The organism is Streptomyces sp. NPDC044044, assembly GCF_056434405.1.
Window position 1 is genome coordinate 117,170 of record NZ_JBWKFG010000007.1, and the last position, 12,262, is coordinate 129,431.

Here is a 12,262-nt window from a genome sequence, read left to right on the forward strand (position 1 = left end):
CGCAGCCGCAGCCGCGGAGAGAGGGCCGCCGCCCGCCCCGCTGACGTACGCACCCGCGAAAGGTACGCACGTCAGCGGGCCCCATGTTCGCCAACTCCGGTCAGCGGGAACGATCGCCGAGGAACTCGATCAGCCGGACCGGGAGGAACGCGGGCCGGTGGGGCCGGGCGACCTGGTACGCCACGTAGCCGAGCGACGCCGCGGCCTTGACCTCCTCGGTCGTCTCCGCCTGGTAGACGACCCTGCAGTGACCCGAGTCGGCCTTCGCGCGCTGCCAGAGGGCGGGAGCCGGTTTACGTTCCGCTTCCGTTCGGGGAGTGAAGATCCGGTCGCCGAAGTCCTTCCAGGCGAAGGGCTCGGAGCCCTGCCACGTGGCGTCGACCTCCTTCTTCAGCCTCGCGGCACGCTCGGCGTCGGTCGTGCCCCAGGAGGACGGGACGTTGGTGATCAGGCCGATTCTGATGTGGCGTTCGCGCAGGGCTCGCAGATAGGAGGCCGCGCCGGCCTGATAGCTGGTGCCGCCGTCCTCGGCGGTGTGCACAAGGGTCTCGCCCAGGTCGAAGTACACGACCGGGCAGGCACGTTCGGCGCTCACCCCCGCGACCGCGGCCGTCACCGTGACGCCGCTCGCGTCCCCGGGCACGGCCACACTCGCCGTGGCGCACAGCATGGTCGACGCCAGGGCGGCACCGAGCGTGATGCTCGTCCGGGCCGAGCCCTTGAAGGCGGATCTGTTCATGGCGTCGTCGCCCTTCTCCTGGCGCACCACGAGGATGCGCGCATGTCCAGTTCATGACAGATAGCCGCCGCAATCATGCGGCGGCTGTCTGTCCGGAAGTTCTCTCATCGCTTCGCCGGTCTACCCCGCTCTACCCGTGAACACCACGTGGCACTCGGGTCACCGCCGATCCGGCGACTCAGCAGCCCCCAAGCGCCTGAGATGTTCCAGGCCACAGGATGTGACGGGCGTCGTCCGCGACAATGTCTGAATGGACCTCCCTAGTCAGCTCGTTCCGATCCCGAACACTTCCGGCCTGCATGTGTGGATGCCTTACCGCAGCGGCGGTTGGGGATACGCGAACTGCCTGTGGATCATTTCCGGCGACGAGGCCGCGCTCATCGACACCCCTTATGACGGGCCGCTCACGGACGCCATGATCCAGGCGGCCCGTCCGGTCCTGGGCGGGCGCCAGGTGTCGACGGTGGTCAACACGCACGCCAACGGCGACCATAGTTGGGGCAATCACAGGTTCCCCGACGCGAGCGTCATCTCCACGCAGTCAGGTTCCGAGCATCAGCATGAGGAGCCGACTCCTAGGACATGCACCGCCTGCTGCACGAGACGTCGCCCGAGGATCCTCTGGGCTGGTATTTCCGCCGTCACTTCGGCGTGTTCGACTTTCTCTCAGCCCGCGAGCCTGTCGCCACGGTGACGTTCAGCGGCCACCACGCCTTCACGGTCGGGGAGTTGGAGGTCGAGCTCTTCGAGGTCGGGCCAGCGCATCACACGGGTGATCTGATCGTCCGTGTCGGCGATGTCGTCTGCGCGGGCGACGTCTTCTTCCCCGACGACCACCCTCCGCATTGGTCGGGTCCGATACAGAACGTCATCGACGCCAACGAAACGATCCTGGGTCTGTCACCCAGCATCATCGTCCCTGGTCATGGAGGGCTCAAGGGTCCCGGTGACGTGAGCGAGCACATCGACTATCTGCGCGCCGCGCAGCGCGAGATCCGACTGCGCTTCGAAGACGGCCTGACTGTTGAAGAAGCCATGGATGACATCTACCGGCGCGGCTTCTACCCTCAGCTCGGCCTTCCCGAGCGCCTCATGATTGTGATCGCGATGGAGTACCGCCACCTTCGGGGCGAGATCCTGGGTCACAGCGTCATGGAGCTGGCGCATGGAGCCGCCCGGTGGGCCTTCAACCGTCGCACCGAACCGGGTCTCCCCGTCGCCTGACGGCATACCCCAGCATCCTTGTCCAGGCTCAAGCGTGGCCGCAAGGGCTGTAGTTGGCGAAAGAGCGGAGTGCCCACCGTTCACCCCCTCCTGCGCCGAGCGCCGCCCACGCCCGACCCAAATACCGGAAGGGCACTTTCCTGAAATTCGCGGACAGGAAAAAGCTGGTCCTGGTAGTGCCCATGGGGCGCTAGCGACAATGGACGTTCGGATCTGCTCGTGCGGTGGGAGACGCGGCGATCCTCAACTGCGAGGGGGAACTAACGCGTTGCTGCAGACGACTGCCGCCGTGCCGTCGGAAGGGCAGTGGCGTTTCCGTGGCGCGCACCCTCGCGGCGCTGCGTGCGCTGCAGCAACTCGGCGACGGTGCCCATGCGCTGTCCTCCATCGCCGCCCGAGCAGGTCTGCCCGGGTTCGGCTACTGTTCGCGCCGCAGGCCTTGTGGCGTGCTCCGCTCCTCGAAGCAGACCCTCCGGGCTGGGCCATCCTCGCCTGCCTCGGTGACATCACCGCGGCCCGGCCCCAGCTCGACCGTGACCGGTGCCGTCAGCCTTCTCGCCGCGCACAGCCAGATGCGCAGTCCCACGGTCCGAAGCCGCTTGACGGGGGCCGTGCTGGATTCGGCAGCGACCATCAGCAGGCAGTTGACGTGCTCCGGCATGCCCGGATCTATCCTTTGACCTGCATCAACTCACCATCTCTGCAGCACTTTCAGAAAGGGATCCTCCATGTCCCGTTCGGTTCTGATCACCGGTGGCAACCGCGGCATCGGCCTGGCAACTGCCCGCGCCCTGCACGCGGCAGGCGACCGCGTCGCCGTCACCTACCGCACCGGTGAACCCCCTGAGGGACTGTTCGCCATCCGGTGCGATGTCACCGACACCGACCAGGTACAGGCCGCCTTCAAAGAGGCGGAGAACGAACACGGTCCGGTGGAGGTACTGGTGTGCAGCGCCGGCATCACCAAGGACCAACTGCTCATGCGCATGAGCGAGGACGACTTCACGTCCGTTCTCGACACGAATCTCACCAGCGTGTTCCGCGTGGTGAAGCAAGCGAGCAAGGCAATGCTGCGGGCCAGGTTCGGCCGCGTCGTGCTGGTCTCCTCGGCGGTCGCTCTGCGCGGTGAGAGCGGTCAGGCCAACTACGCCGCGTCGAAGGCCGGTCTTGTGGGCTTCGCCCGTTCGATGGCCCGCGAACTCGGCTCCCGCAACATCACCTTCAATGTCGTCGCACCTGGTCTCACCGAGACGAAGATGATCGAGAGCCTCACCGATGAGCAACGGGAGAGCCTCATTCAGCAGATACCCCTGGGCCGGCTGGCTCGCCCCGAGGAGATCGCCGCGACCATCGCCTTTCTCGTGTCCCCCGATGCCAGTTACATCACCGGAGCTGTCGTACCCGTGGACGGTGGTGGAGGCATGGGGCACTGAGCGCACCCCTTGGTGTCACTCCCGGGTCCCGTGGCCGAGGCTCCCCGCAGTAGGGCTACCCGTAGGCAAGACTCGGGGGGTGGCCGCAGCGATACCGGGCGACGGCGCGCCTAGCGTGCGGTAGATGCAGATGACCAGAAGTGGGCAAGCGGCCGTTGTCGGTGTCGCGATGCTGGCCGTGGCAGCGGGGACGTCACCCGTCACCGCTGCGGATGCAGCCACGGGGCCGTCGGGGATCGGGCAGTACCTCGCCCAGGACGTCGACTGGCACGACTGCACCCTGGGACCTGACGACGCCACCGGACACAAGCTCGACGCCGCGGGCGCCCAGTGCGCCGACCTCACCGTGCCGCTCGACTACACCGACCCCGGCGGCCGCACCCTCACCGTCGCCATCTCCCGGCTACGCGCCGCCGATCCGGCACACCGGGTCGGCCCGCTCCTGCTCAACAACGGAGGCCCCGGCGGGCCGAGCCTCGACATGCCGCTCACGGTCGGCGCGGCCATGGGAAAGGTGGCGAAGAAGTACGACCTCATCGGCCTGGACCCGCGCTTCGTCGGCCGCTCCACTCCCCTGGACTGCGGCTGGGACATCGGGTCCACGGTCTTCTCGGCCGGTGAAGGGCGGGCCGGGTTCAAGCACTCGGTCGCCCGTCAGCGCGACCTGGCCGAGCGGTGCCGAGAAACGAACGGAGATGTGCTGCCCCATGTCAGCACTCGCAACACCGCCCGGGACATGGACGTCGTCCGGGCCGCGCTGGGCGCACAGCGGATCTCCTACCTCGGCTACTCGTACGGCACCTACCTCGGTCAGGTCTACACCGAGCTGTTCCCCGGCCGCACCGACCGCATGGTGCTGGACGGTGTCATCGACCCCGCCCGGTACAGCCAGACGCTGCTCGCCGACTCCACGGAAGCCAACGAACGGGCACTGCACGCCTGGGCGGCCTGGACCGCCGCCCGGCACGACACCTACGCCCTGGGCCGCACCGCCGAAACGGTGCTGACCACCGTGCGCGGCATCCTGCGGGCCGCGGCCGAAAAGCCCCTACGGGTCGGCGACTTCCGGGTCGACGAACACTTCGTTCCCCTCGTCTACTTCAGCGGCCTGGGCAGCGATCTGGACAAGCCTCGGGCCGAGCTGGCCACCGCGACCCGAACCCTCGCACGCGCCGCCGACGGTCAACACGTCGAGCCCGGGGCGGGGTTGTCCGACCTTCTGGCGGCCATGACCACCAAGGCCGGTTCTCAGCAGGGCAGCGTGCAGGCCGCCATCCTGTGCGGAGATGTCGCGACGGAGCGCGGAACCGAGAGCTACTGGCGTGACATCCAGGCCGGCCGCAAGAAGCACCCCTTCGCCGCCCCGCTGTCGTACAACCTCACGGCGTGCGAATTCTGGAATGGTCCGGCGGAGGCACCGACCGTGGTCGACAACGACGTTCCGGCCCTGTTGGTCAACGCCACGGGCGACACCCGCACCACCTACGCCGGCGCGCGCCAGGTGCGCGAACGGTGGTCCCGTTCTCGCCTGGTGACCCTGCCCGGCGCCAAACAGCACGGGATCTACGGCGAGTACGGCAGCTCGTGCGCGGACGCGCAGGTCAACGCTTATCTGGCAGACGGCCGACTGCCCGTGCGCGACGTGTCCTGCCGGGCCTAGTGCCTCGCACCGCAAAGGCCGAAGTGCACAAGCAGGTCGGAGGGGGTGGCCGGTGCGAACAGTCCGGCTGTCGGCTGCCGACGGACGAGGGCCGAGGGCCGTGGACATCGACCGCGTCCTGGTCAGGAGTGAGTCGCGGATATCGCCGCGTGCGCCTCAGCCCGCAGAACTTCGGCGTCGGGCTGTTCGCTCGCCCAGGCGACATGGCCGTCGGGGCGGATGAGCGCGGCACGCACGGTGGACCAGGCGGGGCGTGGGTCGGGCCGGTGTGCTGTGTGCGTGACGATGTGAGGGGTGGAGGGCGGCGCCGGGGTGCCGGTGAAGTGCAGCACAACGTGGCGGCCGGGCCGAAGCAGTGTGAAGAGGTCTGTGCTGTCGGAGAGTTCGAGGTTGGGTGCGCGGTGACCGGTCAGGGGGTGGTGTGCGGAGCCCGGGTAGGTGACGGCCAGTGCGGACAGTCGTTCGGCCAGGCTTCGGGAGAACTCGGGCACGGTGGCGATGAGTTGGCTCAGGAGTGCGCGCAGGTCCTGGCCCTCCACCGAGTAGGCGTTCATCAGTGCCGTCTGGGCGCGGGTGCTGAGCAGCAGGTCGGCGCCGACCGGGTGGCGTTCGGCGTGGTAGCTGTCCAGGAGTCCGGCGGGGGCGGTGCCTGCCACTGTGGCGGCCAGCTTCCAGCCGAGGTTCATGGCGTCCTGAATCCCGACGTTGAGGCCCACTCCTCCGGCCGGGTAGTGCATGTGCGCCGCGTCGCCCGCGAGGAGGACGCGGCCCCTGCGGTACTCGGCGGCCTGGCGGGTGGCGTTGCCGAACCGGGAGAGCCAGCTCGGGTCACGCATGCCGAAGTCGGTGCCGGCGATCCGGGTCACCTTGGCGCGCAGCCCGTCGAGGGTGAGTTCACCGGGGTAGCCGGTACCGGCACTGTCCGGGTCGCCGCCGACGATCCGGTGGATGTCGCCCGGCATCGGGACGACCATGACGCCGCCGGTCGGGCCCGACATGGCAAGCACCGGTTCGTGCGGCGGGTTGTCCAGGACGACGTCGCCCAGGAAGCCCCAGGTGGTGGCGTCGTTGCCGGGGAAGTCGATGCCCGCCGCCTGGCGCACGGTGCTTCGGGTGCCGTCGCAGCCGACGATGTAGTCGGCGCGCAGTGTGTACGGGCCGTCGGGGCCGGTTGCCTCAACGCTCACCCCGGCTTCGTCCTGGGCGAGTCCGGTCACTTGATGCCCGCGCCGGACGTCGGCTCCGGCCGCATCCGCGTGCTCCTCCAGCAGCTCCTCGGTGCGGGCCTGCGGCAGCGCGAGTGTGAAGGGGTAGGGGGTGTCGAGGACTCCGAAATCCATCCGGTCGTCGAGCCCGCCGAAGTGGCCGCTGGGTATGCGCCGCCCCTCCGCGAGGAAGGGCTCCAGCACGCCCCGGCTGGCCAGGGCCTCCAGTGTGCGCGGATGGATGGTGAGGGCCTTGGAGTGGGGATCCCGCTCGCGGCGAGTTTCCAGGACGGTGACGGATGTCCCGCCCAGCCGCAGTTCGGCGGCCAGCCACAGCCCGGTGGGGCCGCCTCCTGCGATGACTACGTGCTTGCGCTCGTGCTCGTACTTGTGCTTGTGCTCGTGCTCCATGGCAGCTCCTCAAGAATTTCTTGGTCAGTGACCAAGACGGGATGCGCCCAGTAGACTAGGTCGGTGACCAAGAAGCAAGCGGAGAATCTCGCCCGGACTCGGCTCGACCCCGCAACGGTGGTGCGAACGGCCCTGGAACTACTGGAGGAGAAAGGCGCGGACGGGCTCTCGATCCGCGGCATCGCGGACCGGCTCGGCGTCCGGATGAACACAGTGCTCTGGCATGCGAAGACCAAGGCGCGACTGTCGGAGTTGATGGCGGACGCGATCGTGGCCGAGGCGCCGGTGGACGGATTGCCCGAGCCCTGGGAACCACGGGTCCGCGAACTGCTCCACCGCTACCGCCGCGCCCTCCTTGCCCACCGGGACGGGGCCAGGATCGTGGCCGGTACGTACGCCGCCGAACCCGCCACACTCCGTTTCGCCGACCTGATGACCGAGGCGCTGCTGGCCGGCGGTCTTGCGGAACGCGAGGCGGTCTGGACCGGCTGGAGCCTTGTCTACTTCGCCTTGGGGCTGGCTCAGGAGGAACAGGCGCTTCCTGACGCGATCGGTCCGGCGTTCGCACGACGGCTGGACTCGGGCGAATACCCCTCGCTGTCCCGAGCCGCCGCATACTTCGAGGACACCTCCTTCGACGAGCGCTTCGACTATGGACTCTCCCGCATCCTGGGGGTGTGAAACGGCACAGGGGTGTGAAACGGCACGGCTTCCCCAAGTGGCTCCACCTGACGCTGACACAGCAGGTGCCGAACCCTTCGAGCGTGGTGTCAAGATGCCGAGCGGTCAGCTTTTGACCGAATGCGGACGACTGTGAGGTTCCGCTCCGAGGTCGATGAGGGAGCGGGATGATTCTCCTGACTTCGCCGACCGCCGACTCCGCCGGTGTTCGCGCGGGGTAAGGCTGTTGCGGCCCTGTTCTTGCCGCGGTGGTGCGCGATGTACGGGGCCCCGGCGCTCGGTGGTTGAGTGGACCGCTGGCGGTGGGGCTTGCGCTACCGCACCGCTGCCGGTTCCCGGGGTCCTTCGGATCTGCCGTCAGGGTGCGGAACCGATGAAGGGGGAAGTCCCTTGATTTCTGCACTCTCCAGACCCCGCCGCTCCCATTCCCACCAGCGGCGGCGCCTGACCTCGCTCGCTGCCGCCGGCGCCCTGGCGCTGACGGGTGTGGTGGCGCTCACCACGCCCGCTCACGCCGATGCCGGCCCGAAAGCGTATGTCTCCAACTTCGGGGGCGACGCCGTCTCGGTGCTCGATACGGGCACCAACACCATCACCGGCAGCATCAGCGTCGGCAGCAATCCCACCGGCGTGGCGGTCAACCCGGCTGACGCGCAGGCGTACGTCACCAACTTCGACGACGGCACCGTCTCGGCGTTCGACACCGGGACCGACGCGGTCACCGCGACCATCCCCGTCGGCAGCAACCCCCTCACCGTGGCGTTCACCCCGTCCGGGACCCGCGCGTATGTCACGAACCTCTCCGACTCCACCGTCTCGGTCATCGACACCGCGGCCAACACCGTCAGCGCCACCGTCCCGGTCGGGAACGCCCCGAACGGGACGGCGGTGAACCCGTCGGGCACCACCGCCTACGTGACGAACAACGGAGACGACACGGTCTCGGTCATCAACACGGCGACCAATACCGTCAGCGCCACCGTCCCGGTCGGGGACGGGCCCTCCGCTGTGGCAGTCAGTCCGTCCGGGACCCGTGCGTACGTCACCAACAACGACGGGACCACCGTCTCGGTCATCGACACCGCGGCCAACACCGTCAGTGCCACCGTCCCGGTCGGATCCGGACCGAACGGCGTGGCGTTCGGTCCCTCCGGCGCTCTGGCCTACGTCACCAGCACCGGCAGCGACGACGTGAAGGTCATCGACACGGCGACCAGTACAGTGACGGCGACCGTCCCGGTCGGCAACGGCCCGGCCAAGATCGAGGTGAACCCGTCCGGCACGGCCGTCTATGCCACCAACCGAGCCGACGACACGGTCTCGGTGATCGACACCGCGACCAACGCCGTCACTGCCACGATCAGCGGGTTCAACAGCCCCTACGGCATTGCCTTCATTCCCGCGCCGTCATCGGCGCAGGAGGCGGACATCGACGTGAACCTCACCGCCAAGCCGAACCTGGGCCTCCTGGTGCCTTACCTGAGTTACACCCTCACCGCGCACAACACCGGCCCCGACGCCGTCACTTCCGCGACCCTGACCGCGGCGCTCCCGCCGGGTGCCTCCGCCACGAACCTCTCCGCCGGATGCACCGTCGCCGCCTCCACGGTGACCTGCACCTACGGAGCCATCGCCGACAACGCGAGCGTGAACAAGACCTTCCGCGTCCCGCTGCATCTGCTGACCCTCGGCAAGGTCAAGGTCACCGGACAGCGCACCGCCTCCGCGCCCACCGACACCAACCCCGCCAACGACAGCGCGGCCGTCACCTGCACCGCTGTCTCCGTCATCCTCGTCACCTGCCCCTGATGCCGCACATGCGGTGATCCCGCGCCGCCGACCACCGCTGCCCTCCACCAGCCACACACCCGCGGAGGGCAGCGGTTTGACGACCACGCGTCCCGCGGGGGTGATCAGTGGTGATCGGGGCACTCGTCGAAGATCGGCGCGGCCAGCGGAATCGCCTCTGGCTCGCCGTTCATCGGCAGGAGAAGACAGATGCTGGCATTCGCCGCGGCCGTGCTGTTCGTCATCGCCTTCATCATCCACGCGACCGAGACGTCGACCGAGACGGTCTTCAGCCCGACGAGTCTCATGCTGGTCGGCCTCGCCCTTCTCGCCCTGCACTCGGGCGGCATCGGGTCGGGCTGGTCCGCACGCGGACGGGGACGCGGGCGCCGGCGCTGAGCGTCGTTCGACCTCGCCGGGTGCCCGGCAGAGGAGGACCCTGACGCGCATTCTGACAGGCCCTTGACAAATAAGTGAGGGGTCGTCAGGATGCAAAGCGCTCGCACTTCTGCGTAATTTCCTGTGCCGAATGCGCAATTCACGCATGCATCGGCACGTCAGTCCGTACTTCAGTACGCGCTCACCAGCTTTCGATCACCGCAGCAAGCGCGGCCGGCGCGCGCCCTGCCTGACACACCCCCAAGCGTCAGGAGGATGCCTCATGCCCCCACGCCCTCGTCCAGGGCTCAAGCTGCTCACCGCGCTCGCACTCATGCTCTCCGGGCTCACCGCCACCACTGCGGCCCCCGCGGGCGCAGACGCCCAGGACATTCCGGCCGCGGACTACCAGCAGGTCCAACTAGCCACCGGAGCAGCCGAGTTGGGTGAGGCCATGTCCCTCACCGTGCTGCCCGACCGTTCGGTGCTGCACACCGCCCGCGACGGCACGGTCAGATACACCGACGCCGCCGGGAACACCACCCAGGCCGGAAAACTGGACGTCTACACCCACGACGAGGAAGGGCTGCAGGGCATATCCGCCGCCCCGGACTTCGCCTCAAGCCGCCAGGTGTACGTCTACTACTCCCCCAAGCTCGACACCCCGGCCGGTGACGCGCCCACCGCCGGAACCGCCGCCGACTTCGAGCGGTGGAAGGGCCATCTGAATCTCTCCCGGTTCACGCTCAAGGCCGACAACACTCTCGACATGGCCAGCGAGAAGGTCGTACTCGAAGTGGCCAACGACCGCGGCCAGTGCTGCCATGTGGGCGGTGACATCGACTTCGACTCCGCCGGGAACCTGTATCTCAGCACGGGCGACGACACCAATCCGTTCGACTCCTCCGGCTACGCGCCCATCGACGAACGGACCGACCGCAACCCGCAGTTCGACGCCCAGCGCTCCTCCGGAAACACCAACGACCTGCGCGGCAAGGTGCTGCGCATCAAGCCGACCGCGGCCGGCGGCTACACCGTCCCGTCCGGCAATCTCTTCGCCCCCGGCACCGCGAACACCCGGCCCGAGATCTATGCGATGGGCTTTCGCAACCCGTTCCGGATGAGCGTCGACAAGAAGACCGGCGTCGTCTACCTCGGCGACTACGGACCCGATGCCGGCGGCGGCGACGCGAACCGGGGCCCCGGCGGCCAGGTGGAGTTCGACCGCATCACCGCCCCGGGCAACTTCGGCTGGCCGTACTGCACCGGCACGAACACCGGCGCCGAGACGTACAACGCGTACACCTTCCCCAGCGGTCCGTCCGGCGCCAAGTACGACTGCGCGGGCGGTCCTGCCAACGATTCGTTCCGCAACACCGGACAGTCCACGTTGCCTCCGGCGCGGGCCAGTTGGATCAAGTACGGCTGGGACGGGTCGCCGCCCGAGCTGGGCACCGGCTCCGAGTCGCCCATGGGCGGCGAGGTCTACCGCTACGACCCCGACCTGCAGTCGTCGGTGAAGTTCCCGCAGTCCCTCGACGGCCGCTTCCTCGCCACCGAGTACGGTCGCAAGTGGATCAAGTCGATCGAGGTGAAGTCCGACGGATCCCGGGGCGTCATCGAGGACTTCCCGTGGACCGGCACCCAGGTCATGGACAGCGACTTCGGCCCGGACGGCGCCCTGTACGTCCTCGACTACGGCACCGGGAGCAACAACCAGGCCCTGTTCCGCATCGAGTACCTCGGCGGCACCAACCGCAGCCCGATCGCCAAGGCCGCCGCGGACAAGACCTCCGGCGCCGTGCCGCTGACCGTGCAGTTCTCCTCCGCGGGCAGCTCCGACCCCGAGGGGCGATCCCTCACCTACTCCTGGGACTTCGGCGACGGATCCACATCGACCCAGGCCAGCCCTGCGCACACGTACACCACGAAGGGGACCTACCGCCCGACGCTCACCGTCAAGGATCCCGAGGGCCTGACCGGCAGCGCGAGCCTCGTGGTGACCGCCGGCAACACCGCGCCCATGGTCTCCCTCCGACAGCCCCCTGACGGAAAGCTGTTCTCCTTCGGCGACACCGTGCCCTTCGAGGTCTCGGTGAGCGATCCGGAGGACGGCGCGATCGACTGCGCGAAGGTGAAGGTCACCTATCTCCTCGGGCACGACAGCCACTCGCACGCCATCACGTCCAAGAACGGCTGCAGCGGCAGCATCGCGGTGCCGGCCGACGGCGAGCACGACAGCGCGGCCAATCTGTACGGAGTCCTCGACGCCGAGTACACCGACAAGGCCGGCCTGACCGCGCACAGCCTGCGGACCTTGCAGCCGCGCCACCGGCAGGCCGAGCACTTCACCGCCCAGTCGGGCATCCAGATCGCCGGGCACGGCGCCGCGGAAGGCGCCAACACCGTCGGCTTCACCGACGACGGCGACTGGATCTCCTTCAAGCCCTACGCACTCGCCGACGCGAAGTCGTTCACCGCCCGCATCGCCTCGGGCGGCGCCGGGGGCACGATCGAGATCCGCGCCGGTTCGCCGACCGGGACGCGGCTCGGCGAGGTGGCCGTGCCCGTGACGGGCGGCTGGGAGAACTACCAGGACGTCACGGCGAATCTGTCCGGCGCGCCGCCGGGGACCACGGACCTCGTGCTCGTCTTCAAGGGGCCGGGCGGCCAGGGGAATCTCTTCGACGTCGACGCGTTCACCCTCGCCACCGCCGCGCAGAAGGGGCGCCAACCATGAGCA

At 68.6% G+C, this 12,262-nt stretch carries 11 protein-coding genes; 8 read left to right on the top strand and 3 right to left on the bottom strand.

The genetic code is table 11. From position 1 onward, the window contains the following. Positions 1 to 100: 100 nt before the first annotated feature. Positions 101 to 739, bottom strand: a complete 639-nt coding sequence (locus AC07AG_RS26060) for an HAD family hydrolase (protein ID WP_478758110.1) — start codon at positions 737 to 739, stop codon at positions 101 to 103. Positions 740 to 1,046: 307 nt separating this feature from the next. Between AC07AG_RS26060 and AC07AG_RS26065 the strand changes: the two genes are divergently transcribed. Together AC07AG_RS26065 and AC07AG_RS26070 are read left to right on the top strand one after the other, a co-directional pair. Then, on the top strand, positions 1,047 to 1,433 hold the full coding sequence (locus tag AC07AG_RS26065; protein ID WP_478758767.1) for an MBL fold metallo-hydrolase: 387 nt from the start codon (positions 1,047 to 1,049) through the stop codon (positions 1,431 to 1,433). Continuing rightward, positions 1,322 to 1,963 carry an MBL fold metallo-hydrolase gene (locus AC07AG_RS26070; RefSeq protein WP_478758112.1) on the top strand — a complete coding sequence of 214 codons (642 nt, stop codon included), beginning with the start codon at positions 1,322 to 1,324 and terminating at the stop codon, positions 1,961 to 1,963. Before AC07AG_RS26065 ends, AC07AG_RS26070 begins: the two co-directional genes overlap by 112 nt. A 418-nt stretch (positions 1,964 to 2,381) precedes the next feature. Here the strand turns inward: AC07AG_RS26070 and AC07AG_RS26075 are convergent, their stop codons facing one another. Beyond that, positions 2,382 to 2,624 carry a hypothetical protein gene (locus tag AC07AG_RS26075; RefSeq protein WP_478758114.1) on the bottom strand — a complete coding sequence of 81 codons (243 nt, stop codon included), beginning with the start codon at positions 2,622 to 2,624 and terminating at the stop codon, positions 2,382 to 2,384. 67 nt (positions 2,625 to 2,691) lie between these two features. On the opposite strand from AC07AG_RS26075, the gene fabG reads away from it, so the two are divergent. Continuing rightward, the gene (gene fabG / locus AC07AG_RS26080; RefSeq protein WP_478758115.1) at positions 2,692 to 3,396 is read left to right on the top strand and encodes a 3-oxoacyl-ACP reductase FabG; all 705 of its coding nucleotides are present in this window, start codon (positions 2,692 to 2,694) and stop codon (positions 3,394 to 3,396) included. 124 nt (positions 3,397 to 3,520) lie between these two features. Further along, entirely contained in the window at positions 3,521 to 5,056 is a 1,536-nt protein-coding gene (locus tag AC07AG_RS26085) for an alpha/beta fold hydrolase (RefSeq protein ID WP_478758117.1), read from the top strand. A 122-nt stretch (positions 5,057 to 5,178) separates the two neighbouring features. On the opposite strand, the gene AC07AG_RS26090 is transcribed toward AC07AG_RS26085, so the two are convergent. Next, positions 5,179 to 6,672 carry an FAD-dependent monooxygenase gene (locus AC07AG_RS26090; protein WP_478758119.1) on the bottom strand — a complete coding sequence of 498 codons (1,494 nt, stop codon included), beginning with the start codon at positions 6,670 to 6,672 and terminating at the stop codon, positions 5,179 to 5,181. A 63-nt stretch (positions 6,673 to 6,735) separates the two neighbouring features. On the opposite strand from AC07AG_RS26090, the gene AC07AG_RS26095 reads away from it, so the two are divergent. The 4 genes from AC07AG_RS26095 to AC07AG_RS26110 all read left to right on the top strand — a co-directional run bounded on the left by AC07AG_RS26095 (position 6,736) and on the right by AC07AG_RS26110 (position 12,259). Beyond that, positions 6,736 to 7,353 (top strand): TetR/AcrR family transcriptional regulator C-terminal domain-containing protein, encoded by a 618-nt coding sequence (locus AC07AG_RS26095; RefSeq protein WP_478758120.1) that lies wholly within the window; start codon positions 6,736 to 6,738, stop codon positions 7,351 to 7,353. Between the two features lie 390 nt (positions 7,354 to 7,743). Next, the gene (locus AC07AG_RS26100; protein ID WP_478758122.1) at positions 7,744 to 9,162 is read left to right on the top strand and encodes a beta-propeller fold lactonase family protein; all 1,419 of its coding nucleotides are present in this window, start codon (positions 7,744 to 7,746) and stop codon (positions 9,160 to 9,162) included. Positions 9,163 to 9,351: 189 nt separating this feature from the next. Further along, complete coding sequence (locus AC07AG_RS26105; RefSeq protein WP_478758123.1) at positions 9,352 to 9,540, top strand: hypothetical protein; 189 nt, start codon at positions 9,352 to 9,354, stop codon at positions 9,538 to 9,540. A gap of 262 nt (positions 9,541 to 9,802) precedes the next feature. Beyond that, positions 9,803 to 12,259 (top strand): carbohydrate-binding protein, encoded by a 2,457-nt coding sequence (locus AC07AG_RS26110; protein WP_478758124.1) that lies wholly within the window; start codon positions 9,803 to 9,805, stop codon positions 12,257 to 12,259. Positions 12,260 to 12,262 lie beyond the last annotated feature (3 nt).